Raw genomic sequence first — 25,067 nt, forward strand, 5'->3', positions numbered from 1 at the left:
TATTCTTACACATGCAGTAATTTTTCCCTCGTTTCATTTTTCTCTTTTATCAGATCCTCCAGCACCTCTATAAAGATCTCTTCTGTATCCTCTGTTGCTTCCACCCCTTTTACTTTCCTGTAAAATTCCTGGAAACGCTCAAGATCATTGGCTTCTGTACGAGCCGGCGAGGAGTAACTCTCAGTCGTTTGCAATGGCAGGCTGTTCATCGACTGTTCAATATGCATCGTGTTCGGATATACGGATCTCACCTTTTCCATCGGGGATAGAACCGGCTTATCATCTGTCAGGCGGACAAATACGTAATCTTCGTTTACAGGATGTGTCAGTAGTTCATGGAGTGTTCCCTCCACTGTTCGCATGTCCCTTCTCGGTGTGAGCAGCCGCTTTTCTATTTCCACTTCCCCTTTTTCATCCATCTCCACGATGAGATATCCCTTCTTATGACGCTCCTCCGATACTGAATACTTCAGCAGCGAACCGGCATAGCGGATTTTTTCTTCCGTAACGAAATGCGCCTGGTGCAAATGCCCGAGCGCAGTGTAATGAAACGTGGCAAAGTGTCCGGCATCCACATATTCGGACCCGCCGATCGACAATGGCCGCTCCGATTCACTTGTATTGGCTTTCTCTTCCCCGTAAGGTGTGACAAAAGCATGTCCTACAAATACATGCCTTGCTTCAGGGTCCATGTTTTCATGAATTTCCTTTACGATTTTTTCCATCGCTTCGTTGTGGGAACGAATCGATTCATCCTCCAGGACATGTCTCACCATGCTCGGATCGCAATATGGAACAAGATGAAAATGAACCGCTCCATGTTCATCATGCAGTTTTACCGGATCCATCTCTTTGGTAAGCGTCCCTGTAATGTGACAGGCCCTGTCCTTCATGATCTTGCTGCCAAAATGCAGCCTGCTCGGACTGTCATGGTTTCCGGCAATGGCCAGTACCGGTATTTCGAGCTGCATGACGACCTTATCGAGAAAGTCATCAAGCAAATGAACCGCTTCGACCGGCGGCACGGCCCTGTCATATAAGTCACCTGCAATAATGACCGCATCCGGTTTTTCTTTTTCTATGTCTTTTATAAATTGCTGTAATATGTAATCCTGATCTTCTGTCATGTAGACCCCTTGCACCAGTTTTCCCAAATGCCAGTCAGCCGTGTGAAAAAATTTCATTCGTTTCCTCCTCCTCAGGAATAAACTTCGCTTTTTTCAATGGTAACGCTAACCTAATTATACTAGATTTATAGAGATTAATAAATCCAATCCCTGAGCATACATACATTTCTCTTTCCTCTCTGTTATTCATCTATACACAGTTTGTCCCGGACACATAACTTAATAGAGAGGAGGCTTATCATGAAAAAGGAAGGTCATGCAAACCGTATTCTTTGTAATAAAATAAACCACATTTCCGGCGGTGCTTCCATCAATTATGGACCGTCTTTTCATAAGGGCCTTCAGGCAAACGTCAAGATAAATACAGGTGAAATTGCCATTGGTGACGAATTTACTTTTCAGGGTTCGGAAGAAGAAAATAATGCAGAGGATAATGCTCAGCAGAAAAAACAGAAAGGGAAGTTTCGGATTTAGATCCGCTTCCCTTTTTTCGATTCCATGCTATATATCAGTCAGGTCATCCGATTTCTTCTTCAGCTTTTTCCTTGCTTCCCTTCCCCAGCTTTTCACGGCATCTGGGGAAACACCTTCCTGTTCGGCAATTTCTTTTATTGCCATGCCTTCCATCACAAACAATCTTACCCATTTCCACTGGTTCTCACTTAATTCCAACTTTATTTTACGCCAAAAATCTCCGTTATACGTATACTGTTCTGTTCGTTTTTGAATTGGATAGGATGTGCCGCCTGCTTTGTAATAATTCCCATCTCCTTCTTTCACCATCATTTCCTGTGACAATTGATGAATTCCTTCTTTTTCCCGTTCTTTTTTTCTTATTAAATCAATCATCCGATTCCGAATGGTATAATTAAAATAAGTTGCCATCGGCCCCCTGTCAGGCTCATATTTCTTATAGGCATTCCACATGGCGACCAAACCTTCCTGATAAAACTCCTGCTCCGGATCCCTCACCTGCAATTTATGCATATGATAGAAAATCCTCCTTTCATTTTGCCTGAAAATCTCCTCAAAAGTTATGCGCTTCTTTTCAGTCATTGATCATACCTCCTTGTCCAAAAAAACCCATTTCTGGACCAGCTTTGTAATTACTATTCGAAACGCGTCCTTCTCCGGTGGCATAAAACTAAAAATTACTTGTCCACATTATAGAACATTTGTTCCCGTTTTAAAAGTGACTTTATATCCAAACACAAAAACATGCACACCCTGAAACACCGGGACGGTTCTTTTGTTGCAATTGGTTTTACAGGGTAGAAATTATAATTTCAGCAATTAAGGTGGGGCCGGGGAACTATTGCTGTATTGCAGCCCAAAAAAATTGGACCCGGGGAGTTTTAAGTAAAGAAAAAACTGGCACAATCACTAATAGACGAGCAAATAGTATGGAAATCAAATCCACTGAATATCCCGACCGTTGCAGAATTCCTCTAATAGGATCTATCGTCTTATAAGGGATCAGCTGCAACTATAGTACCGGAATCCAAGGCGCCCAGATAACCAAAGATCTATACAACTATAGATTTTTTAAATATCACACATAAATAAAAAACTATTTTATTTCAATTTCCATGAAACAAAACAGTTTTTTCTATTTTCAGCCAAGTGACCATTATTCTTCTATATGGAATATCCGTGTTTCTCTTTTCTTTTCACCACTTTCACTTGCAGCTTCAAAGGTGACAACATGAAATTTCTCTTTCAATCCTTCTTCAGGCTGAAAAGCCATTATTGAGGAATCTTCATCATAATCCGGTTCATATATCTTTCCATCTATGATGACCCGTAGACCGTTTTCATTAATAGCTGTGCCATCTGCCAACTCTATCTCAGCACGTAACATCGGAGTTTTGCTTTCCACTGCATCGCCCATTTCCATTTTTGGATAAATCTTTATGCCGCTGGCTTCACTTATCGAATCAGGATTGGCACCAGTCTGCACTTCATGCAGCAGCCTTAACGTATTGCCTCCCATTATTTTCATTATATCGATATGGGAATATCCGCGGCTTTTTAGTTCTGCTGCAATTTTCGGTAAATCGGCGGCATTCTGCATATCCGCCGGAAGTGCTGCCCCGTCAAAATCAGAACCTATGGCAACGTGATCCGCCCCCATGACCTCCACAGCATGATCAATATGGTCCACAATATCTGACACTGCTGCTTTGCCACTATCGGTTAAAAATTCCGGATAGAATACAATGCCGATCGCCCCGCCGTTTTCTGCCAGGGACTGCAGCTGTTTATCGTTTAAATTCCGCGGATGGGAATGTAAAGCATTGACGCCGGAATGGGTGGCAATAACCGGTTTCTTACTTACATCCAGCACATCCCAGAATGTTCTTTCATCCATATGGGAGACATCAATCACCATGCCAAGACGGTTCATCTCCTTCACAATCGTTTCGCCAAGATCTGTTAAACCGCCGCTCGAGGGGGTATTCATGCCATCATTATAAACCCGGTTTGCTCCTTCCCCAAGTTCATTGGAATAATTCCAGGTAAATCCTATTGTTGTTATCCCAAGATCATGATATTGGTGCAGCAGTTCCGCCGCATGGGCACCAGCCAGGGAATAAGCTCCCTCAATCGCCGGCACTGCAGCAACTTTCCCATCCTGAATTGCCCGCCAGATGTCATCCAAAGTGGATGTGACGGAAAATGTCTCTCTATTATTTTTTTTCGTCCAATATAAAGCATGAATGGATGCCAGCGTATCACTAATATTTTTTGCATGATTGTCATGATGCCCCGAGGTAAAAGCAGCCATAAACGGTACATGCAGCCCGCCATCCTTCAGCTTCGGGATATCCACTTCAAAATCGGTTTCCCCGCCAATATCCACTGCAGGCATGCCCGTATCATCATCAACTACCTTCATCAATGTATCAATGTGGCTGTCCACAATAATCATATTTTCATATACCTCTGCCGGGCTCCATTGTTTCATATCCATCATGGTAATTAAAGGCGTTTTCATTGTAAGAGCAAGCATGATAATGCCATATAATACCGAGAGTTTCATCATGATTCCTCCTTGCAGATCATTCAGCATATTTATCGATTAAAATTCTGCCTCCACAAGCACATCCGTCATGTTATAATAATGCTGGCAAACAAAAAAATACAGAATTGCATGAATTCAGGAGGAAAACCCCATAAAGAGGTGAGGTAGAATTTGTGGCGAAAAATTAGTACATATTATTCTCCGTTTGTGGATGTAATTTCATTTAGTCTGCTGATTCTGACAGGTGTTTATGTCATTTCCCAGTACGGCCAGCTGCCGGATGACATTCCAAGGCATTTCAATGCCAGGGGCGAGCCTGATGCATGGGGAGGAAAAGGCTTCCTCATTGGCATGCTGATTTTATTCGGTTTTATTTTATCCCAGGGATTTATTCTTAATTATTTTTTAATCATGAAGCAGGATGCAAAAGAAGCCATGCAATTTGTCAATATGCCCTTTATTAAAAAAGAAGAATTGACCGGTAAGCAGGTTTGGCTAATCAAGCGCAGCACGGCAAGGATGATGGCAATCCTTAATCTGTGTCTCAGCATCATGTTCAGCTTCCTTCTCTACAGAACAGTGCAAACGGCTATGGAGCAGGAGAACGGCCTTGGTTCGGGTATATTGATTTTCACCATCATCATTTTGCTCGTGCCAATTTACTTTATATGGAAAATATACCGTGTGGCAAAACAGAACTGACTGCGCTGTTTTTACCATCTTACAGGTTTTTTCGGCAGATGTAAAAAGACTGCACAAATTGTCAGTGCAGTCTTTTCAGCTATAAAACCCGAAGTGCAAGAAATCCGAGGCAAACGGCGATCACAATACTAAATAATGTGCCAATCAAATAATATTCAGCAAACCGTTTATCCTCAAATTGCCTGAATCTGGTAATGGATTTTATCGCCACCAGAATAGTTATACTCGTCAGTGCCTGATTTACTACCAGAATAATAATCAGAATGCGTTCCAGCATGCCTATATACCGTCCTATATTTTTGTTTTGCCTGGGATACGCGAAGGAAACTTCTGTTGTAGTAATCGTGCCTGTGACTCTATCATTCTCCTTTTTTTCCTGTCTTTCCCGTTTTGTATTGATAACCGAATCTTCAGGTGCCAGGTTTTTAAGAACGATGGCAAGAAAATAGGAAGTCCCATAGGTTGCTACCATGACCAAAATCCCAAGTGCCAGCATCGTCTCAAGCTGTGTCAGGGATATTCCGTAAAAAAGATATGCATAAATCCCTTCCAACAGTTCAGGCATTGCAAAAGTTACCACTTGAAAGCTGCGCAGGATCCACACAATCGAGATGACATGCAGCAGCTGATCCAAAACAAAAATAAGGGCATGATGTTTTTGGGAAGTGACCATTGCTGAGATGATCTCTTTAATAAAATCGATAATAAAGTGAATGGCCGCAATGGATAAAATCACGGCCGTAAAAATAAGTACAGCGGATAAGCTCCATTGATTTTCCCGGATAAAAAACGGCAGCAAAAATAAAAAGTACAACAGCAAATGAATGCCTGTATGGGTTGTGAGCGCCTTTATTCTCGTTGATTTTTCCTTCTTTTGCTTCACAAGCAAACTTGATTGCAAAAAGAAATCCGCCAAGACATGGGCAAAAATGAGCAATAAAAAATACGTCATGTTTTCCCCTCCAAACCATCCTGAAGGACATCCAGCAATTCAGCCAAACTTTTCTCCATCTGATGAACCAGCTCATAATTGGCTGCCCTCAGATGATTGCTGATACTTGCTCTTGGGTTTTTATAGTTAAATAACCTGCCGATTTCCTCATAGGTTTTTCCCGGCTGCTTATTTATTTCATTTATAATTTGCTGCTGTTTCTTACTGCGCTTTTTCTTATAGGAGCGAATCATATAAAACTGGCTGTTTACCGCCTGATAAGGAAATGAAGGACTTCCATAAAAAAATGCTTTATTGTTAAATTCCTTATTCCATACGGCTGCTTCCTTCCTGTTATTTTTCAGATACTGATCCCTTGCCTCCATGGCATAAATAATGGCAGGACTATTGGATGTATGTACGTCAATACGCTTCGTTTGGTGAATTTCACCACATCCGCATCCTGCATAAACAGCCATTTCCCGGCTATTTGCAAGAATATAGTCTAATGCCCTATAGCCGTCTGCATAACGGCGAAATACCCCGATCACCTCATCACCATTACGAATGGTAAAAGACATGATCATTTGATCGGAATATTTTTCATTTAATTTCTCTTTTAGCCTTTGAAGCTGTTTTTCCAGTTTAGCTGTCTCGATTTTACGTGAATCTGCGACGTCCAGGGCAATACATGCAAACGTATCGGACATCTCTCTCACCACCTCCAGTAAGCACTTCTTTTGTATACGGGAAGGAAGTATACATCACCCTTGTATATGCTTTTCACATATATCTATTAAAGTATATTTATTTAAAGTATACAAGTCAATGGGCAGAAGGGGCTATGCGGCAGCTGGAAAATGAACATTCTTACGGCTAAATCCCGGGTCGGTGCTGAAAACCGCGCTTATCCCGGTGATGTCGCGACTTGAGGGATTGTCGCTCGGTTTTTCAGCCTTGCAGGCAGCTTCTTGGCTTTTCGTACAACTTTCCTATGTTGCTGGCGGCTTTCATGCCTCTCAGAACGGGTTGACAATTCAATACTCCCCTTATATAATAACTCAGGTAAATAAAATATCTGTTGAAGACTGACAGAAGAGGTTCTTAGCTCAAACCCTCTATAAAAAACTAAGGACAGATGATGCGATTATAAACCATGTGCCTTAGGGCCATGGTTTTTTATTTTTCATCCTTTTACATGCTTATGAACACACAATCACAGTGAAGGAGGTTGACCCAATGGCCGGAAGAAATGAAGAAGATCTCAAGGATATCACTTTGCTCGGCAATCAGAATACGGAATATCATTTTAATTATGCCCCTGAAGTGCTGGAGACATTTGACAATCAGCATCCGGACAGGGACTATTTCGTAAAATTTAACATCCCTGAATTTACTACACTATGCCCAATGACAAAGCAGCCGGATTTCGGAACCATTTATATCAGCTATATCCCTGACATAAAAATGGTAGAAAGCAAATCACTGAAATTGTATATTTTCAGCTACAGGAATCATGGCGGGTTTCACGAAGACAGTATTAATACGATCATGAACGATTTAATTGAACTCATGGACCCGCGCTACATTGAAGTTTGGGGCAAATTCACGCCAAGGGGCGGCATTTCCATTGACCCGTACTGCAATTACGGAAAGCCGGGCACCAAATTCGAACAGATGGCAGACCACCGGATAATGAACCATGATCTGTACCCTGAAAAAATAGATAATCGCTAATCTTAGAGGGTCCGCTTAATCCTTTTCTGTCTACACTTCCCCCGGGTAACAGCCAGCTGACATCGGGGAAAAGGAGAAGAAAAAGATGTATACTTATTTAAGTGCAATGTTTGTCGGCCTTTTAATCATTTCCAATGTGCTGGCCGTTAAACTGGTCAGCATCTGGGGATTTATTTTACCCGGTGCTGTCATCGTTTACGTTGTAACTTATCTGATAACGGACGTTATCGGAGAGTTGTATGGAAAAGAAGCTGCCAGAAAAACCGTGCAGGCAGGGTTTATCACACAGATTGCAGCACTTATTTTTATTTTTATTGCCATCCAGCTGCCGCCTGCCCCTGTATTTGAATCACAAGCACAGTTTGAAGAAATTTTGGGAGGAAGCTTCCGCGTCATTCTCGCCAGTTTGATTTCTTATTTTGCAAGCCAAAACTTGGACGTAACCATATTTCACCGGCTGAAAGCAAAACACGGAGAAAGCAAACTATGGCTAAGGAATAACTTGTCCACCATGACAAGCCAGCTAGTGGATACAGCTATATTTATTACGATTGCTTTTTGGGGAACGGTGCCAGGCGGTGTATTATTCGGCATGATTGCAACACAGTATGTATTTAAATTTTTGATAGCGCTAATTGATACGCCCATTGCCTATATACTGGTCTATTTTGGCAGAAAGAGAGAAACTGAAGCAGCTGTGTAAAGTAATGAAATGAGGCCACTGAGTAAGCATAGAAAAGACGAACAATCTACCATATTAGCTCCGGAAATATACGTAGACTCCCGGGACTATGGTACAGCCGGTTCCTCGTCCCACCGGAAAGATTTGAGGGAGCAAAAGCATCGTTAAGCCCCCTAAAGACGAATTAGCAATCTTTATTTGCGAGGAGTGCTGCACCACTGAAATAATTGCAAAACGAAGCGCACGAGGAGGCTTACCAGCCGCTCGCGGCAAAGCAGACACCGAGAGAACTACCAAAGGGAGTTTGATCAGAAGTCATACTTGTGAAAGTGGTGAAAGCGTAGTATATTTCCGAAGCGGGTTTTTATCCTAGTGTATAAGGATATTCTGGTTTCTGTTTACTAAATTGTTTTGTCCCAGCATATTGACTGCTTCGGATGCTGGATTTCCGTAAGCAGTTTTCACTTTTATTCTATTATAAAGATACCTATTTAAGGAATAGATAAACGTATAGATTCATAGGGAAAACTGGCCGCTAGCGCTGCCGGCACTAGCGGCATCAATAGATAGTTCCCCTCAAAGGGGACGGCATTAGTGTGAAAGATGATCCACCGAGCTTTAGGCTATTTTTCTTTGCTCATTTGAAGAAATCAGCACCGACTTGCAAATGGGCAAAGAAGTAATTTATTTAACCTTAATTATTTCATTAATTTTAATTCCTCTTTCACTGACTTCTTCAATAAACTTTTGATAAGGTATATCGATTGTCGGTGACAAGACACCCTTCTTTTCAATGGTGCCATCCGCAAGCATTTGTGCTACAATACTTGCTGTGTAGCCAACAGTGCGGTTCATGGCAAAAAGGCCGGATTCCAAATCCCGTTCATCTATCAGTTCATAAATAATCTCCATCTTTTTCCCGTCTTTTTTTCCGCGGATAACATTTTTCATGATGGTAAGATCCTTTTCATTCCCTTTATATTGGAGACGCGGTTCAAGATGTTTTACAAGAAAATCGTGAGGACTTATTCCTTGAAAACCTGGGACAGCTTCTTCCTCTAAAAATCCTAAACCAACCATATCTCTCCAAAATTTCGCATGTCCCTTCCAGCGGATCGTCCTTCGTTCAGTGGTAACCACTTCATCTGCAATCCCCAGCAATTTGGCAAATTTTACGGCATCCCCATTTGGCATGGACTCTAACCCCTCCACACCGGCTACACTAATTTCTTTTATCCATTCCGAATTATGCTGATCCTGTGCAGGTATATCCACCAGTTCCCCATCTATTTTCATTCTTGACGGACGTTTTAAGGTTCTTAATACCATATCAAAATTCCAGGAAATTTTGTATTTAATAGGATTGTTCGCTGCCTCCGGTTCAGGTACGCCGCCACAATAGGAGTAAAGTTCATATACTTCATCAAGCTGACTGACGGCATAGCCGCATAACACTAAATCAATACCCGGGTCCAACCCGGATTCAGGCATGATTGCTACTCTTTTTTCTTTTGCCTTTCTAAAAACTTCCTCACTTAAACCGCTTGCATATGAGCTGTTTACTAAAGGAACTCCCGTTTCTATTGCTGCCCTTGCTGATGTTTCATTAAATCTTACTGGAAGCAAATCTATTACAGCATCTACATTATCTGAAAAAATTTCTGCCAGGTTCTCCTGAGAAGTGGCATCCACTTTTTGCTTCACAATTTTTTCCATGGCAAGATAATCACTGAATTCATCCAGTGCCTCAAATGCCATATCTGCACAAACTATCTTTGTTACAGCCTCGTTTCTTCCCAAATCCTGTAAAGCTGCACGTCCTTGAAGCCCTGCTCCTCCCAATACAACTATTTTCATATAAAATTGCCTCCTTTTAATCTGTAATCTTCCAATCTGCTAAGCTGCTAAACCAATCACTAAATAAACTGCGAATCCTAACATTCCTGCCAATATGGCATAAGGCAATTGGGTCCGCACATGATCAATATGGTCTACAGCAGCACCGGTAGAAGCCAGGATCGTTGTATCGGATAATGGGGAACAATGATCACCAAACACCCCGCCGCCGGCAACTGCGGCAATCGTTGCAAGTACAACCATATTTATGTCTCCCCCGGCAAACCCAATGGCAAGCGGAACTGCTATTGGTATCATGATTCCATAAGTTCCCCAGGAAGTACCGGTTGAAAACGAAATTACTGCTGCAAGCAAGAATGTGATGGCCGGAAGAAGGCCTGGATTCATCCATGATTCCGTAATTTGTATTAAGTATACTGCTGTGCCCATGTTTTCGCTTAATGTATTAATTGCATAAGCAAACACCAAAATCATAACGGCAGGCATAATCCCCTTAATACCTCTCATTGCCGTATCCATAATATCCTTCATCGGTATCCCCTGTACACGCATTACAATTCCCAAAAATACAACCGCAGCCAGGAAAGCTTCCATCGTTAATGCAGATCCCATAAATATATAGCTTCCGACTGCAACAAGAATAATGACAACTACAGGCATAAAGAAATTCCAGAAAATACTCAGCAATCGATCCTTATAATAAGGTTTGATTCCTGTCAGTTCATCCGAAATTAACGGATTAGATTTATCACGGATCAGCTTCCCTTCTTTAATTGCCCTTTCTTCAGCTTTTTTCATCGGGCCGAAATCCCTTAACACACCTGATACAATCAGGAAAACCATGATAACAGTGATGATCGCATAGAAATTAAATGGAATAGATTGAGTGAATACACGAAGTGCTTCCGTTTCATCCTGAATTGGTTCCATCCCAATTAATAGTCCTGCAATAAAAACTGCCCATGCCGTAAATGGGACAATAACAGCCACCGGTGCAGAGGTAGAATCAATAATATAGGCAAGCTTCTCCCGGGAAATCTTCACTTTATCCGTTACCTTCCTCATTGTAGCACCAACAAAGACCGGGCTAAAATAATCACTGAAAAAAACAAAGAGCCCCATAAACCATGTACCTATTCCAATTCGCTTTCTTGAAGCATTTCTCCGTCCCACCATATCGGCGAAACTATTAATTGCACCAGTCCGTAAAAAGAATGCAATCAATACACCAATAGCAAGCTCCAATATTAAAATCCAGGAAAAATCTGTGTTCCCCAATGCATTTGTCATTAAGTTTGGAAAACCAAGCAGTCCTTCTCCTGCCAGCAAAACACCTACTACACAAGCAATACCCAATGCCAATATCGTATCCCTTAGCCAAAACGCCAGAACAACTGCAATGATTGGAGGTATGATTGAAATAAACCCCAATGTTGTTAAATCTTCCATATTCCCCACTCCCGATTATTATTATGTCCTGAAATTATACTAATGTTTTAATCTGATAAAATAGCTGAAACAAGTCGATTTATATATATAATTTTCTTACATGTCCGGATGTCATCACCCTCATAATAGCTACATAATCCAATATAAAGCTGACTGTATCTCCAACAGCGAAATTTTCTCCACACGCGGTGATGTCCAATACAAGATGGTCGCTGCTGCTGCCGATAAGCTCCACTTTCTCATTCACCGGATACATAAAGCGCGGCTCTGTATCTTGTTTGCCGATAGCACAAATGGCTCTTTTGCGGATACCCTTATCAGGAAATTCAGTTTTATTTCGAAATGAATCAACACCTGTGGTTCCAAATGGTTTGGAAGGCTTCTCTTTTATTTCAATAATTTCCGCCTTTAGAATAAAGGTATCCATATAGGTATCCGGTAATCGCGGCAAACTCACTTCGACGAAACCATTGAAAAATGCCGTGCCGATCCGCAGTTGATTAATTCCTTCTGGCATTTCACCGTTATCTATTAATGCCAGCGAACCAGTGCTTCCGCCTGAAATCAGGTCAATATCTATCCCAAGTTTATTATTTATCTCCTGTTTCAGTTCCACCAATCTGCCAAGATTCTCATTTGTTGGTTTTATAGAGCCAAAACAATTTAAATTCGTTCCCAATCCTGTCAAATTGACACCTTCCAGGTTTGTAATTTTTTTTATTATACTGAAAAGCTCTTCCTGATCGTAAATCCCCTCCCGTAAATCCCCTGCTTCAATCATTAAAATAACCTCGTGCTGTTTATTCATCCTTCTTGCCTCATTTGCAATAGCTTGAATAACGGTAATCTCCGAATTTAAGGAAACGTCGCTATATCGCACTACATCTGCGGCCTCACTTAACATTGGCAATCTGACAAGCATCTTCTTTGCTGCAATATGCTCATATGCCTTCAGGTTGCCAATTCTAGCATCAGCAATCGTAGAAATGCCCGCGTCCACAAACACCCGGGCAACTTCTGACGATCCGTTCGTACCTTTTAACACTGCCACGGGCTCCATCCCTGAATTCCTGCATTTCTTACTTATCAGTCCTATATTATGTTTTATTTTTTCTAAATCGATGTGTACTACAGGATAATTAAACTCTAGAACCAAGTACACTGTCCCCTTTCCTTTTTACTGAAACACATTCTTCATTTACAAGTCCCAAAAATACCTTTCCAATATTTAACATAGCTTTTTCATCTACGTCGAATTTGCTATGGTGATGCGAACAGACAGCATTTAGCTCCTCAGTACTGCCGCCAACAAAGAAAAATGCCCCCGGTATTTCATTTACATAATAAGCAAAATCCTCTGCTCCCATTACAGGGGCCATTTCATCTTTATAGTTTTCCATTACTTTTTTCACCTTTATGACTTCTTCCGGATGATTATACAAAGATGGATAACCGTGAATATATTCCAGATTGTAATCTGCACCGGAAACAGCCAGTGAATACTCAATGACGCGGCGTATTTCTTTTTCCAGCTGCGTTAGTACTTTTGAATCAAAGGATCTGACTGTTGCTCCAATTTGGGCTTTGTCCGGAACAGTTGCTCGAAAATTACCGCTGTTAAAATGGCCAACGGTTATTACTGCTTCTTTCAGTGGATCCACTCTGCAGGCAACAATAAAACACCAATTTGAAAGCGTTCACAACTTATTCTAGTAATAATTCATGACCAGCCCTCCATATCATATTTTTTCTGCTTTGAATATGTCATATTCTAAGTAACAAACAAAAATATTGTACATCTTTATTGTTCAACAATATTAATAGTAGTTTACAGTTTACTTTTATTTCTGTCAATAGGGATGTTGAAATTTGTAGAAAATTGCAACACGAGATATCTCATTTGTGAAAACTCTATTCTCCAACTTTCCTATATCCTCTATGCCGCAGTAAGCGCTGATGTGTGATCTGCATCTTTTGCATACGTTCTATCTTTTCCGTTTACAGTACTGCCGGTTTTACAGACGATCTGTTTTTATAGTATGATCTTTTTAGAGATGTGAGGGAGAGATGGAAAGTGAAAAAAATGACCGTAGAAGAAATCGTCTATCATAAAGTTAAAGATGCGATTATCCATCGGCAGCTGGCACCAGGTCAGCAGCTGGTAGAGTCAACTATCTCCGAACAATTAAAAATAAGCCGTTCTCCGATCAGGAATGCCCTTAAGCATCTGGCTGATGAAGGGTTTGTTAATTTAGTCAAAAATAAAGGAGCCTTTGTTTCGAATCCAACCAGAGAGGAAATGCTGCAGGCATATGACCTCCGAAAAGAGCTGGAAAAAATGGCGGCAGTCCGTGCCATGTATCATTTAACTGAAAAAGACTTTCTCATCCTCACCGATATTGTGGAAGAAGAGAAAAAGGTTTTAGGTAAAAATGATCTCGTTGGTTATACGGAAACCAATAAAAAATTTCATATGTATATCGCAAGCCGTTCAGGAAATTATTTTCTTCCTGAATTTATTGAAAAACTTATTAACCAAACAAATATTTATGTTATCCTATTTGATTCCTTTTTTATCGAGGAGGCTTATCAGCCCCTCGGAACAAAGGGACATTTAAATATTATACGATTATTAAAAAACAGGCAGCCTGATCTATTAAGAGAGGAAATTGATAAGCATTTTTCAGATGCCATGGATAGTACATCCCAGCAGCCAAGTTCTTATAAAAGCTTGGATTCTATTTTTCGCCAATAGTCCGGTATTTTTATTTTCCAGCACCAATTTCCATAAACCCTTTGTTATTCGTTTTTTATGGTAACGCAAGAAGGTCCGGTTATTAACCGAACCTTTTTTGGTTATATTTCATTTTTTGCTTTAGTCAAATACACGCTTTGATTCCTGTACTTTAATCCCGCGTTTGCCGATAGCTTCTATAAATGGCTCGTAGGGGATATCCACTGTAGGATTCAGTAAGCCAGGACGGGTTATTTCTTTTTTTGCCAACATTTGTGCCACAATGCTTGCTGTATATCCAACGGTATAATTCATGGCAAAAAGACCGGTGTCCAGATCCCTTTCTGCAAAAATACTGTAGATAAGTTCTATCTCTTTGCCGGCTTTTTTACCACGCACGATGTTTTTCATCAGGACCAGATCTTTTTCATTCGCTTCATATTGCATGCGCGGATTCAAGTGAGATACGAGGAATTCAACCGGTTTTATGTCACCAGGAACAAGAGGAACAGGTTTATCTTCAAAAAAACCAAGGTCTGCCATATTTCTCCAGAATTCCATGTGCCCGCCCCAGCGGATAGACCTTCTTTCTGTATTTTTTACTGTCTTGTCTATACCCAGCAGCTTGGCAAAGCGAACAGCATCTCCGTTTGGAAAGGCTTCTAAATCATTAAAACCAGGAAAATCCACATTTAATTTCCATTGTTCCCTATTTTGATCTCTGGCAGGTATAGTAATTACCTCGCCATCCTTCATAACGGTTGCCGGACGGTAGTAGGATAATAAGGTATTATAAAGATTCCAGGTTACTTTATATTTTAGCGGATTTTGCTTTGCTGCCTTCTCCTCGGGGATTCCGCCTGTATAAGAATACAGATCATACACTTCATCAAGCTGTGTTACTGCATATCCGCATAAAACAAGGTCAATGCCGGGATCCAGCCCCACTTCCGGTAATATAGTAACACCTGCTTTTTTTGCTTTCTCATCCAGATCATCCGCAAGTTCTGTTGCATAAGAACAGTTAACCAGGGAAACCCCCGCCTCGACTGCTGCTTCAGCGGCGATTCCGTTAAATTGCTTTGGAAGCACATCAATAATAATATCCACATCTTCTCTAAATAGCGAGAGAAGGGTTTCCTTGCTAGTGGCATCGATGGATTTTTTACTTACTTTATTTAAATCAATATTTTTCTCAAAAGATGTCAATCCGGAGAATTCTGCATCTGCACAAATTATTTTCTCCACGTCTGCGGAATTGCTTAAATCATGTAATACAGCTCTGCCTTGCAAACCTGCTCCTCCAAGAACTGCAACTTTCATATCATTTCCCCTTCCTAAAGAATATAATTAATGTGGAACATAATTGTTGAACAATATTATTGCTATTATATTACTTGCTTATATAATTTTCAAGCTGAAATTACAGGTGTTTTTTCCGGCAGAAAAATACTAAGGCCTCACGCTATTTCCAAATCGATATTAAAATATTTCTCTATCAGGAGAATTACTTTCCCTCCAATGTTATACTATAGTCAATTATTAGTTCATGTTTTTATCTGTCCGAAAAGGGAAAATTAGATTAACATTCTCAAAAGGGGGATCTTTTAAAAATGAAAAGAACATATCTGCTGATTGCCGTCAGCCTGCTATTTTTTCTAATAGCATGCGGGCAAAATGGTAATGAGCCTGAAGAATCAGAAGAAGAATCTGCAGACGAAACTGCCGAAGAGGGAGAAACACAAGTAAGTGAAACAAATGAGGAGCAATCATCACCATCTGAAGAAGCAAATGAAAAGGAGCAGCACATAAAGGAAGAGATCTTGGACAGCGGTTTTATCGTATACGGACATAGAGATTTTGAAAGGAGCGAAGAGTTGCTTGCATTCTCTTTTCAAAGATCAGATCAGCAGCTTCCATTGGAAGAAAGGCTTCTTGATTCTCTGAAAGAAAGTGCTGAGACAGATAAGCTTGCGGAACTGGAGCAGATCGCGGTGGATGGTACTGCTGCTTCCCTTTATTTTACTGAAAATGAACAATTGCAATCCATGGCATCTGCAGAACAGCTGTATTTCACGGATATGCTGCATGCCATCAGCTCGCTCTACGGCATTGAGACATTGGAATTTTATACTGGCGATGAACCGGGGATTGAGTTTGGGCAAACAGGCACTGTCGAACGTCTTGATGTGGAAGCACCGGAAAACAGGGGTTTTTATGTATATGGTGATATAGACGGAATGAGGACTTATATTAGCGGGGTTTCTGCGGAGGAAATAATGACAGATGAGGCCGGCGATTTGATGGATTTCCCTGAAACAGTAAACAAGATGAAGGCCGTTAAGGATAATTCCTCCTATCAACCCGGTATTGGGGCAGGCATCGAAATCATTGATGTTACTGTAAATGATGCCGCTGCAGAAGTTCACTACAATTTAGCTGAAGATCAGGCTGATATCACGGATTTTGAAAATGTGCTGCAACTGACAGCGCTTGATTTTGGTTTTCAGGAACTTCATTTAATTAATCAGGAAGAAGGACAGGCAAGTATATTTCTTTTCGATCCGGCTGAGTAATGGTAATTGAAAGTTCGGCATATAGGAAACCATAGTGTTTGAGTCTTCTTTTTTCTAATAAGGAAAGTTCATTGATGAAAAATAAATGCATATAAATAAGGGGGAGAAAAATGGGGTATGGCAGTTTGTTAAATGGAATAGAACCTGAAAATACACTGGTAGGCGCTTTAGGGATTACTAATAAAGAATTGACGCCTGACCGGGTTGTTTGCACGATGCCTGTTGGACCAAAAACCATCCAGCCGATGGGACTGCTGCACGGCGGCGCCTCTGTTGCACTTGCCGAAACGGCTGCAAGCATCGGAACTGCACTAAACATCAATTCTGAAACCCATTTTCCGGCAGGGATTGAAATTAATGCCAATCATGTAAAAGGTAAAAGGGATGGTATTGTTACTGCCACTGCAACCCCGCTCCACAAAGGCAGAACCACGATGGTTTGGGATATTAAAATTACAGATGAAGAGCACAATCTCATTTGTGTCTCGAGATGTACTGTAGCTGTGGTGGAAAAGAGATAAGGACGGCTTTCGTTTTCAGCCCCTTAGCAAAAAGAGATCGTGATTTGTTCACGATCCCTTCCGCTTAATTTGATGTATGTCTGCTATTTTGCGGACTTGGCCGGGAAAGGCTCCGTTTATGTTTCCAAACTCTGTCATTATTTGAGGTCTCGGGAAACTTATCTCCCTTTGACATTTCCACCTGTCTCGGCTCTTCCACCCCGCTTCCTGTCTCGCCAACTTCAATATAAATTCCATTATTCGGTGCTTTTTCCCCGCCTTTAAATTGACTGATTTCACCCATTATTTTAAACCTCCTTGTCATTCCTCTTTCATATTATGGCTTAGTATGCGGCTGTTATGTATCAAAAGGTGTAGGAAGAATTTCATTTTTACGGTATAGTATGGGTAATATTTATTGGCGGAAAGGAGGAACGTCATGAAAATAGTTGTCGCACCGGATTCATTTAAAGGCAGTCTGACCTCAGGGGAGGCTGCACAATGCATGGCTGACGGAATACATCAAATTGTGCCGGAAGCAGCAGTGATTCAAAAGCCAATGGCTGATGGCGGGGAAGGAACGATGGAAGCTTTACTTACGGCAACAGATGGTAAAAGAATCTCATTGGAAGCAACGGGACCACTGGGTAATAAAATATCCACTTCTTTTGCTGTCACTGAACGAAAAACTGCTATTATTGAATGTGCGAAAATTGCAGGACTGACACAGGTACCCGAATCACAGCGAAATCCCGATCACACTACCTCGTTTGGGCTTGGAGAAATAATGCTTGTTGCGTTGGATAAAGGCTGCACGGAAATCATCATTGGACTTGGAGGAAGTGCGGTAAATGAAGGCGGATTGGGCATGCTGCAGGCTTTAGGTATGAAAGCAACTGACACCGGCGGAGAATTGGCTGGAATTTTTGGAGAAAACCTTCACCGCGTGCAAACCATTGATTTTTCCGGAATGGATGCCAGGCTTCCACACGTATCAATTAAAGTGGCATCCGACGTCGATAATCCCCTTTGCGGAGAACGCGGGGCAACATATGTATACGGTCCGCAAAAAGGAGCATCCATCCGGCAGCTGGAAGAATATGATGACGCGATGGAAGGTTTCGGTCATCTTGTCGAAAAGGAAACCGGAAAACAAATCATGAACACACCTGGAGCGGGTGCAGCCGGGGGACTCGGTTTTGCATTGTTATCCCTGGGAGCCGAGCTTATGTCCGGTGCCAGGCTGGTGGCAGAGGCAAGTGGTATGGAGAAAGCCATCCAATCGGCAGATCTTGTCATCACCGGGGAGGGACAAAGCGATGAACAAACACTTTACGGGAAAGCCCCGGGTTATATTGCTTCCCTGGCAAAAAAGCACCAGGTGCCTGTTATCCTGCTTTCCGGCAGTCTTGGAGGTAATACAGATGTTTTGCGCGAACATTTTTCCGGTTGTTTTTCCATTGCGAATAAGCCGATCACACTTCAACAATTTATGGAAAACGCCGGAGAGCTTTTGACGGAGCAAACGAAGCAGGTTATGAATCTGGTATGGATGTTAAATAGAAACTAAGAGAGTTTTGGAGATTCCGGTTAAAAGTGTATTAAAGTATGCATAGTGGTTTTCATAAACTATCACATTCTATTACGTATGACTTATGATTTTTGCTATATTATATATAAGAGAAATCCTTGAGGAGGCTGCTGATGAAACGGACTGCGGAATTGGTATTAGGTATTATTGGAACGGCCATTGATTTTATATTTTTTATTGCATTAGGATTACTGTTGCTTCTTATAAACATTGGGGTTGGATGGTCAGGCCTTGAAGCATATTTTGATGATGTATTGAGCAGTTTTTTATTGATATTGCTTGGCGCATTATGGATTCCTGTCATCAGTTCTTTCATCAGTTTTTTATTGGGATTAATTGCTGTCATTAAGGTTTCCAGCAGACCGCGGCTTTCTGGCGGATTGTTTATTGCTGCGGCAGTTGTCAGCAGCTGGCTGATGTTTTCCGGGGTGCTATTTCAATCACTATTTTATTTAGCAGCAGGAATACTTTGTTTTGTGAGGAAAGAGACTGAGTAGAGGGACCCGCCCTCTGCCAGTTATCTGCTGATTACAATCCCGGCCTCGATTACGATTGCAAATAATAAAGCCGCAGCAGCTAAATACCATAACGCGACGCGGCTCTCGGTATTCCTTTTCCACTTTCTAAAATAATAGAACGTAATATAAACGGGACCGACCTGAACACCGGCTGTTCAAATTCAAAATATTGTTTCCCTATGAAGCTCAGGGATTAGTTCCTATTGTCCAGCGGCCAATTCCGGTCCACAACTTATCCCGGATTCCGGGAGACCTACATACCTCCAAATACGATTAAAAAATGAGAGATTATGTTGTTATATAAAAGAAAAATCCCTGCCTCCCGGACCTCTCTGGTATTAATTAATGTAAACATTAGAAGTGTGACAAATAGTGTCACTGCAGGAAAAAACATACCTAAGCAGAAGCCTCCCCTGCTTTATGATAAAATAGAAAAACATAAAAAAAGAGGAGCATTATAAAATGAATGGCACTGCACATGCAGCACTTGGAAGTGCAATAGGCTACATAACGGCAAACACCTTTGATACTTCCCCATCAGCAACAGTTTTATTGATAGGGCTGGGAACAGTGTCCGCATTGGTACCTGATTTGGACATTGACGGAAAACTGCGTGGAAGAATTACTTTATCCCATAAATTACTGCGGACGGCAGCTCAGATTATTGGTGTATTGATGATTTTTTACAGCTTTTATGAAGGAACGGATACGTCAAAATTTATCGGTGCGGGAATTGGCCTTGTAATACTGCTGCTTTCTTCCCGGCTAAAACAAAAACATATGCTCACACTGACTGGGATAGGGGTATTGGCGGGAGGAGTTTCTCTGCAGGAAAACTGGCTGATTCTCTTCGCGATTTATATTTTAATTGCATCTGTGGTATCCCACCGCGGTTACACACATTCGATCTTGGGAATTGTATTCTTCGGCATGATTGCTTCCAGACTCGAAACATCACTCGGCATCCATGGTGTTTATTATGCCTGTCTTACTGCATATATCAGCCATCTAGTAACTGACAGTAAGTTTTTGCCTTTTAATAAGCGGGGAATCAAGCTGTTTTTGCCAGTTTCTTCGAAGGAAATGTGAGTGAATTAAATCTAATGTGGGAAGTGTTCGCATTCCCAGTTCAGGCATTTTCCAATAAATATCCCTTTAATATAGGAAAATAAAACTTACTATATTAAAGTTAAATCAGGGAAAGAAAATCAAGTATTATGGAAGGGGTTAAAGCGGACGTAAAAGGAATTTTAAAGAAACTACTTTTCCCTATCCGACAAGGGATAACCTGCCATGTATTTAGCTGCAGCTGCTAATCCAAAAAAACTCATTCCTGGTTCTCTATAAATATACCCTGGAATATAAATTATTAATTATCATTTTCACAAAGGAGCTGAAACTTTTGATATCAATGAAAGAATCATATGTTGAAGTAGACAGCGGCGCGGAATTATTTGTTCAAGAATCCGGGGAAGGTGATCCTATTGTTTTTATACCAGGATTTACTTTCACAACAGAAGTCTTTTCCAAACAAGTGGAATTCTTTTCAAAAACAAACCGGGTGGTGGTGATTGATCCAAGGAGTCACGGGAGATCCACAACGGTGTTGCATGGGAATGATTATGTCACCCATGGTACTGATTTAGCCAGTGTAATTAGGCAGCTGAATCTAAAAAATGTCACCCTCGCTGGATGGTCTTTCGGCTGTTTAACTGTTTGGGAATACTTCAAACAATTTGGTGGATCCAATATTAAATCGATGGTCATGATTGATATGCCGCCGAAATCTTTGTCTGTCAATGAGAATGATTGGGTTGAAGGTGAGCTTGATGATATTGCCGCCATTTACACCACAAATTTGCGGGATCCAAAAGGACAAAGAGCATTCATAACTGACTATATTACCCAGGTAATGGTGCAGCGGGAATTACTGCCTGAAGAATTAACCTGGCTTGTTGAACAGTCACTGAAAACTCCATACTATGTAGCCGCAAACCTTTTCGCATCAGGCATGTTTTCCGATTATCGCGAAGAAGCTGAAGCTGCTAGCAAATCCATTCCAACTTTGACAGTGGTTGCGGAACACTGGGCTGATACCGCGTTGGGCTATATTAATGAGCATTACCCTGAATCACAAGTCGAAGTGCTTGGCGGGCATATGATGTTTTGGGAGTATGGGGAGCAATTTAATGCTGTGGTGGATCGGTTTTTGCAGGGGCAGTAATTTTTTCTGCATCCGGTAAACTTCGTCATAAAAAATCTCACACTTCAACAGCGTGAGATTTTTTATATTCACTCTTCTTCAATAGAAAAGGTTACCGTAACCTGGTTTCCGCTCAAACCTTTAGCTACCGAAAATGCTGTCAGTGTATAATCTCCCGGTTCCAGGGCAGGAAGCTTCAATTTATAGCTCAGTTCCTCCCCGGGCGGCAATTTTATATCCTCCAGCACCTGCATAAATGCCATGTCATCAGAATATCGTTTAACCAGTTCATTGGTCTGATCCCGCAGTTCATATTCGTATCGCTGGCTGGTTGTAAAAGAAAGCTCTTTTTCTTCCTCACTTTCATTGGTGATAGTAAATTCATATACAGTATCCTCAGCCGATATCGAAATAGGTTGTAACGCATATACTACCCCATCATTGGTAATTTCAGCCGCCTCCTCTCCCGTATTTTCCTCTTCATTTTCCTGCTCTTCAGATTCATTGCCCCGAGTTCCGTTCTCGTTGGATGTCTCTTCTGCACAAGCTGTTGCAATGACAGTAAAACCCAGCAGAAGCAAACCCATTAACAGTGTCTTCGAACTCCTCATATTATCCACCTCTTATGACTATTATTCCATAAGATGGATTTTTATAAACTCAGGGACAAGGGGACAGGTACCGTGTCCCACATTTGCAAGTACAATCGACTGGGACAAGGAACCTGTCCCTCTGTCCCGCTAGTCCCTGCTGAACAAATCTCTTGTATATACTTTCTCCTTGACTGCCTTCAATTCATCCGACAGGCGATTGGCTACAATCACATCAGCTTTATCTTTAAATTTATCAAAATCTTTCATTACCTGATAGTTTTCAAAAGTATCTTCTCTGAGAGACGGTTCATAAATAACAATGCCGACGTTCCTTTCTTTCAGCCTCTCTATCACGCCTTGAATGGCAGATTGCCTGTAATTATCAGAGTCGGTTTTCATCGTCAGCCGGTAAATGCCAACAGTTTTTGGATTTTGTTTCAAAATTTGCCCGGCAATGTGATCTTTCCTCGTGCTGTTGGAATCCACGATCGCCTGGATGATATTATTTGGGACACCATCAAAATTGGCCAGCAGCTGCTTCGTATCTTTTGGCAGGCAATAACCGCCATAGCCAAAGGATGGGTTGTTATAGTGATGGCCGATTCGAGGATCATGCCCTATTCCCTCAACAATCTGCTGTGCATCCAGTCCTTTCATTTCCGCATAGGTATCCAGCTCATTAAAGAAGGATACCCGCATGGCAAGATAAGTATTGGCAAATAACTTGATTGCCTCTGCTTCCCTGGAACCGGTGTAAAGAATAGGGATGTTTTCCTTGATCGCTCCCTCTGCCAGCAGTTTGGCAAATATTTTTGCCCTCTCAGACTGCTCCCCTACAATGATGCGGGAAGGATAAAGATTATCGTAAAGTGCTTTTCCCTCCCTTAAAAATTCAGGGGAGAAAATAATATTTTTTGTATTAAATTTCTTTCTGACTGACTCTGTGTAGCCAACCGGGATTGTTGATTTAATGACCATGACAGCATCCGGATTCACAGATAAGACATTTTCAATCACATTTTCTACGGTACCAGTATCAAAGTAATTTTGGTCAGGATCATAATTCGTCGGCGTTGAAATAACAACAAAATCGGCTTCTTTTAATGCCTGCGTTGTGTCTGTAGTTGCTGTCAGGTTCAAATCCCTTTCCTTTAAAAATTGCCGGATCTCTTCATCGGCTATAGGAGATACTTTATTATTAATCATATTCACTTTTTCTTCATTTATATCCAGCGCGATTACTTCATTGTGCAGTGCCAGGAGGACGGCATTCGAGAGGCCGACATAGCCGGTTCCTGCAATCGTTATTTTCATTGAAAAAATACCTTTCTATAATTGTTTTAAGTAACTTTTAATGGCTAACTAAATTATAATAGTCCATTGGTGGATCTGCAAACTTTCGGGACATGGGGACAGGTTCCTTGTCCCAGTAACTGATAGAGGCACAATTAACCTGGTTCCTCTCCCCCATTCAACCTGACAGCATTGGCGTTTAGCGCACTCCCATGTTCCACGTCTCAATAATTTAACGGGACAGCTGACCTGTCCCTCCGTCCCTTGCTCTCCCAATTACGCTTTTTGATATTCCTGTAATTCTTTCCAGTTGTCGAAGTGAAGTGCCTTCCATCATTTTTATTTTGGCTAATATAGCATCTCTGTCTTTTTTATCCATTTGCTGCAGACTGCTTGTGTTATAAACGCCTAGCTGGTACAAATAATTCCGGACTTCCTGATCGGTTTTTATTATTTTTACCTTTATATCCAGGCATTGATCATCATTTATTTGCTGCATGTGCTCCAAATATAAGTGAACCGCTTTGGTTTTTTCTTTTGCATATAAACGAAGTCCCAACTCGGTATCCACCAGATCCCCGCAGCTGAAGTATTCATGATAACTGGTCCATTTGCATTCTGATATATTATTTGCAATTCCGGCTTTCAGCGGATTTTGATGGATATATCTCAATACAGTCAAAAAGTAATCCGCACTTTCGACATTTTCACTTTTAAACCTTTCCTGAAATAAGTGTCCGGACCTTTCATACTTATGATTATACCAATATACATAACTTGAACTAATTCTTTTGATTGAATTGGCCAAGCATTCTTTCTCTGATTCTTCCCATAACAAATGAATATGATTATCCATCAGGCAATAGCTGTGAATCTTATATTCACTTATAGTCTTATACTTTTTTAAAATTTCCAGGAACCTATTTCTGTCTTCTTCCTCTTCAAAAATCGTCTGCCGATTGACTCCCCTCATAATAATATGATAAATGCCACTCCGGCTCTTCTTCCTTGCTCTTCTTACCATAGAACATCCTCCTGGGATAAAGGGAATGATTCATTACACCCGGCTCCTCTTTTAAATTTAAGGTACTTTATACCTCCAGGGTTGTCAAAATCTCAAAAGAGAAAAATAATACTATTTGGAAGAGTAGATTTTCAATTTTTATAAGCCGAAAAAGCAATTTTTGCTTGGTGAAAGTAGTTTGATTTATAAATTCGGTATATTTTCAGAAAAACAAAATAGTGAATAACAACTTTTGTAAAAACAGTTTTTGTGAAAACCGGTATGGCACAATAAGCTCTGGGACACGGTACCTGTCCCTGTGTCCCTTGCTATTTTTCCGTTTTTGGTCTATAATTGATATGAGGTGAAGAAATGCCTGCGAAAAATAGGACAATCAGTGCATTCGTTATGTTTCCCAATGATTTAGTGGAGGAAATCAAAGCTTATCAGGAAGAAAACAAGATCCTCTCAAATAATGAAGCCATCAGAACGCTTATCAGAAAAGGCTTAAAAGACTCTCAGGAATAGAGAGTCTTTTTTCATGGA

General features: G+C 41.1%; 27 protein-coding genes and 1 riboswitch. Of the genes, 13 read left to right on the forward strand and 14 right to left on the reverse strand.

The annotated features are described in order from the left end of the window. Nucleotides 1-5: 5 nt before the first annotated feature. Nucleotides 6-1,184, reverse strand: coding sequence for an exonuclease SbcCD subunit D (locus tag GHD25_RS07735; protein WP_164215812.1), 1,179 nt, complete (start codon nucleotides 1,182-1,184; stop codon nucleotides 6-8). A 183-nt stretch (nucleotides 1,185-1,367) separates the two neighbouring features. Here GHD25_RS07735 and GHD25_RS07740 point away from each other — a divergent pair, with 183 nt between their 5' ends. Next, on the forward strand, nucleotides 1,368-1,601 hold the full coding sequence (locus GHD25_RS07740; RefSeq protein WP_164215813.1) for a hypothetical protein: 234 nt from the start codon (nucleotides 1,368-1,370) through the stop codon (nucleotides 1,599-1,601). A gap of 27 nt (nucleotides 1,602-1,628) precedes the next feature. On the opposite strand, the gene GHD25_RS07745 is transcribed toward GHD25_RS07740, so the two are convergent. After that, the gene (locus GHD25_RS07745; protein ID WP_164215814.1) at nucleotides 1,629-2,183 is read right to left on the reverse strand and encodes an RNA polymerase sigma factor; all 555 of its coding nucleotides are present in this window, start codon (nucleotides 2,181-2,183) and stop codon (nucleotides 1,629-1,631) included. Between the two features lie 574 nt (nucleotides 2,184-2,757). Beyond that, nucleotides 2,758-4,170: a dipeptidase gene (locus GHD25_RS07750; protein WP_164215815.1), complete on the reverse strand. Its 1,413-nt coding sequence runs from the start codon at nucleotides 4,168-4,170 to the stop codon at nucleotides 2,758-2,760. A gap of 153 nt (nucleotides 4,171-4,323) precedes the next feature. Between GHD25_RS07750 and GHD25_RS07755 the strand changes: the two genes are divergently transcribed. Continuing rightward, nucleotides 4,324-4,854, forward strand: a complete 531-nt coding sequence (locus GHD25_RS07755) for a DUF1648 domain-containing protein (protein WP_164215816.1) — start codon at nucleotides 4,324-4,326, stop codon at nucleotides 4,852-4,854. A gap of 79 nt (nucleotides 4,855-4,933) precedes the next feature. Here GHD25_RS07755 and GHD25_RS07760 read toward each other — a convergent pair whose 3' ends face one another. Together GHD25_RS07760 and GHD25_RS07765 are read right to left on the reverse strand one after the other, a co-directional pair. Then, the gene (locus GHD25_RS07760; RefSeq protein ID WP_164215817.1) at nucleotides 4,934-5,806 is read right to left on the reverse strand and encodes a DUF3307 domain-containing protein; all 873 of its coding nucleotides are present in this window, start codon (nucleotides 5,804-5,806) and stop codon (nucleotides 4,934-4,936) included. Next, entirely contained in the window at nucleotides 5,803-6,495 is a 693-nt protein-coding gene (locus GHD25_RS07765) for a SatD family protein (RefSeq protein WP_164215818.1), read from the reverse strand. Before GHD25_RS07765 ends, GHD25_RS07760 begins: the two co-directional genes overlap by 4 nt. 381 nt (nucleotides 6,496-6,876) lie before the next feature. Beyond that, a riboswitch (PreQ1 riboswitch) is annotated at nucleotides 6,877-6,923 on the forward strand. Nucleotides 6,924-7,024: 101 nt separating this feature from the next. Between GHD25_RS07765 and queF the strand changes: the two genes are divergently transcribed. The 3 genes from queF to GHD25_RS07780 all read left to right on the forward strand — a co-directional run bounded on the left by queF (nucleotide 7,025) and on the right by GHD25_RS07780 (nucleotide 8,372). Then, nucleotides 7,025-7,522: a preQ(1) synthase gene (queF, locus tag GHD25_RS07770; RefSeq protein ID WP_164215819.1), complete on the forward strand. Its 498-nt coding sequence runs from the start codon at nucleotides 7,025-7,027 to the stop codon at nucleotides 7,520-7,522. An 85-nt stretch (nucleotides 7,523-7,607) separates the two neighbouring features. Beyond that, nucleotides 7,608-8,225, forward strand: coding sequence for a queuosine precursor transporter (locus GHD25_RS07775; protein ID WP_164215820.1), 618 nt, complete (start codon nucleotides 7,608-7,610; stop codon nucleotides 8,223-8,225). A 9-nt stretch (nucleotides 8,226-8,234) separates the two neighbouring features. Next, nucleotides 8,235-8,372: a hypothetical protein gene (locus tag GHD25_RS07780; RefSeq protein ID WP_164215821.1), complete on the forward strand. Its 138-nt coding sequence runs from the start codon at nucleotides 8,235-8,237 to the stop codon at nucleotides 8,370-8,372. Nucleotides 8,373-8,888: 516 nt separating this feature from the next. Here GHD25_RS07780 and GHD25_RS07785 read toward each other — a convergent pair. The 4 genes from GHD25_RS07785 to GHD25_RS07800 form a co-directional block, all read right to left on the reverse strand. Next, nucleotides 8,889-10,061, reverse strand: coding sequence for a saccharopine dehydrogenase family protein (locus tag GHD25_RS07785; protein WP_164215822.1), 1,173 nt, complete (start codon nucleotides 10,059-10,061; stop codon nucleotides 8,889-8,891). 39 nt (nucleotides 10,062-10,100) lie between these two features. Further along, the gene (locus GHD25_RS07790) at nucleotides 10,101-11,510 is read right to left on the reverse strand and encodes a Na+/H+ antiporter NhaC family protein (RefSeq protein ID WP_164215823.1); all 1,410 of its coding nucleotides are present in this window, start codon (nucleotides 11,508-11,510) and stop codon (nucleotides 10,101-10,103) included. A 79-nt stretch (nucleotides 11,511-11,589) separates the two neighbouring features. Beyond that, nucleotides 11,590-12,672 (reverse strand): alanine/ornithine racemase family PLP-dependent enzyme, encoded by a 1,083-nt coding sequence (locus GHD25_RS07795; RefSeq protein ID WP_240452274.1) that lies wholly within the window; start codon nucleotides 12,670-12,672, stop codon nucleotides 11,590-11,592. After that, on the reverse strand, nucleotides 12,650-13,171 hold the full coding sequence (locus GHD25_RS07800; protein WP_164215825.1) for a M20/M25/M40 family metallo-hydrolase: 522 nt from the start codon (nucleotides 13,169-13,171) through the stop codon (nucleotides 12,650-12,652). Before GHD25_RS07800 ends, GHD25_RS07795 begins: the two co-directional genes overlap by 23 nt. Nucleotides 13,172-13,593: 422 nt before the next feature. Between GHD25_RS07800 and GHD25_RS07805 the strand changes: the two genes are divergently transcribed. Further along, entirely contained in the window at nucleotides 13,594-14,265 is a 672-nt protein-coding gene (locus GHD25_RS07805) for a GntR family transcriptional regulator (RefSeq protein WP_240452279.1), read from the forward strand. A 120-nt stretch (nucleotides 14,266-14,385) separates the two neighbouring features. On the opposite strand, the gene GHD25_RS07810 is transcribed toward GHD25_RS07805, so the two are convergent. Continuing rightward, nucleotides 14,386-15,567 (reverse strand): saccharopine dehydrogenase family protein, encoded by a 1,182-nt coding sequence (locus GHD25_RS07810; RefSeq protein WP_164215827.1) that lies wholly within the window; start codon nucleotides 15,565-15,567, stop codon nucleotides 14,386-14,388. A gap of 290 nt (nucleotides 15,568-15,857) precedes the next feature. On the opposite strand from GHD25_RS07810, the gene GHD25_RS07815 reads away from it, so the two are divergent. Both GHD25_RS07815 and GHD25_RS07820 read left to right on the forward strand, forming a co-directional pair. Beyond that, a complete protein-coding gene (locus GHD25_RS07815) occupies nucleotides 15,858-16,820 on the forward strand; it encodes a hypothetical protein (protein ID WP_164215828.1) in 963 nt (320 codons plus the stop codon). 110 nt (nucleotides 16,821-16,930) lie between these two features. Further along, nucleotides 16,931-17,341, forward strand: coding sequence for a PaaI family thioesterase (locus tag GHD25_RS07820; RefSeq protein WP_164215829.1), 411 nt, complete (start codon nucleotides 16,931-16,933; stop codon nucleotides 17,339-17,341). A gap of 64 nt (nucleotides 17,342-17,405) precedes the next feature. Here GHD25_RS07820 and GHD25_RS07825 read toward each other — a convergent pair whose 3' ends face one another. Then, nucleotides 17,406-17,624: a YjzC family protein gene (locus tag GHD25_RS07825; protein WP_164215830.1), complete on the reverse strand. Its 219-nt coding sequence runs from the start codon at nucleotides 17,622-17,624 to the stop codon at nucleotides 17,406-17,408. A gap of 135 nt (nucleotides 17,625-17,759) precedes the next feature. Here GHD25_RS07825 and GHD25_RS07830 point away from each other — a divergent pair, with 135 nt between their 5' ends. The 4 genes from GHD25_RS07830 to GHD25_RS07845 all read left to right on the forward strand — a co-directional run bounded on the left by GHD25_RS07830 (nucleotide 17,760) and on the right by GHD25_RS07845 (nucleotide 21,653). Next, the gene (locus GHD25_RS07830) at nucleotides 17,760-18,890 is read left to right on the forward strand and encodes a glycerate kinase (protein ID WP_164215831.1); all 1,131 of its coding nucleotides are present in this window, start codon (nucleotides 17,760-17,762) and stop codon (nucleotides 18,888-18,890) included. 134 nt (nucleotides 18,891-19,024) lie between these two features. After that, nucleotides 19,025-19,408 (forward strand): DUF4064 domain-containing protein, encoded by a 384-nt coding sequence (locus tag GHD25_RS07835; protein WP_164215832.1) that lies wholly within the window; start codon nucleotides 19,025-19,027, stop codon nucleotides 19,406-19,408. 483 nt (nucleotides 19,409-19,891) lie between these two features. Continuing rightward, nucleotides 19,892-20,518 (forward strand): metal-dependent hydrolase, encoded by a 627-nt coding sequence (locus GHD25_RS07840; protein ID WP_164215833.1) that lies wholly within the window; start codon nucleotides 19,892-19,894, stop codon nucleotides 20,516-20,518. Nucleotides 20,519-20,840: 322 nt separating this feature from the next. After that, nucleotides 20,841-21,653 carry an alpha/beta fold hydrolase gene (locus GHD25_RS07845; protein ID WP_164215834.1) on the forward strand — a complete coding sequence of 271 codons (813 nt, stop codon included), beginning with the start codon at nucleotides 20,841-20,843 and terminating at the stop codon, nucleotides 21,651-21,653. 68 nt (nucleotides 21,654-21,721) lie between these two features. Here GHD25_RS07845 and GHD25_RS07850 read toward each other — a convergent pair whose 3' ends face one another. The 3 genes from GHD25_RS07850 to GHD25_RS07860 all read right to left on the reverse strand — a co-directional run bounded on the left by GHD25_RS07850 (nucleotide 21,722) and on the right by GHD25_RS07860 (nucleotide 24,542). Continuing rightward, complete coding sequence (locus GHD25_RS07850; RefSeq protein ID WP_164215835.1) at nucleotides 21,722-22,243, reverse strand: BsuPI-related putative proteinase inhibitor; 522 nt, start codon at nucleotides 22,241-22,243, stop codon at nucleotides 21,722-21,724. A 129-nt stretch (nucleotides 22,244-22,372) separates the two neighbouring features. After that, a complete protein-coding gene (locus GHD25_RS07855; protein ID WP_164215836.1) occupies nucleotides 22,373-23,539 on the reverse strand; it encodes a nucleotide sugar dehydrogenase in 1,167 nt (388 codons plus the stop codon). 211 nt (nucleotides 23,540-23,750) lie between these two features. After that, on the reverse strand, nucleotides 23,751-24,542 hold the full coding sequence (locus GHD25_RS07860; protein WP_164215837.1) for a transposase: 792 nt from the start codon (nucleotides 24,540-24,542) through the stop codon (nucleotides 23,751-23,753). Nucleotides 24,543-24,893: 351 nt separating this feature from the next. On the opposite strand from GHD25_RS07860, the gene GHD25_RS07865 reads away from it, so the two are divergent. Beyond that, nucleotides 24,894-25,049, forward strand: a complete 156-nt coding sequence (locus GHD25_RS07865; protein WP_164215838.1) for a ribbon-helix-helix domain-containing protein — start codon at nucleotides 24,894-24,896, stop codon at nucleotides 25,047-25,049. The last annotated feature ends 18 nt before the right edge of the window (nucleotides 25,050-25,067 follow it).

The sequence above is a fragment of the Virgibacillus aidingensis genome, from assembly GCF_010994035.1.
Lineage (GTDB): Bacteria > Bacillota > Bacilli > Bacillales > Amphibacillaceae > Virgibacillus_N.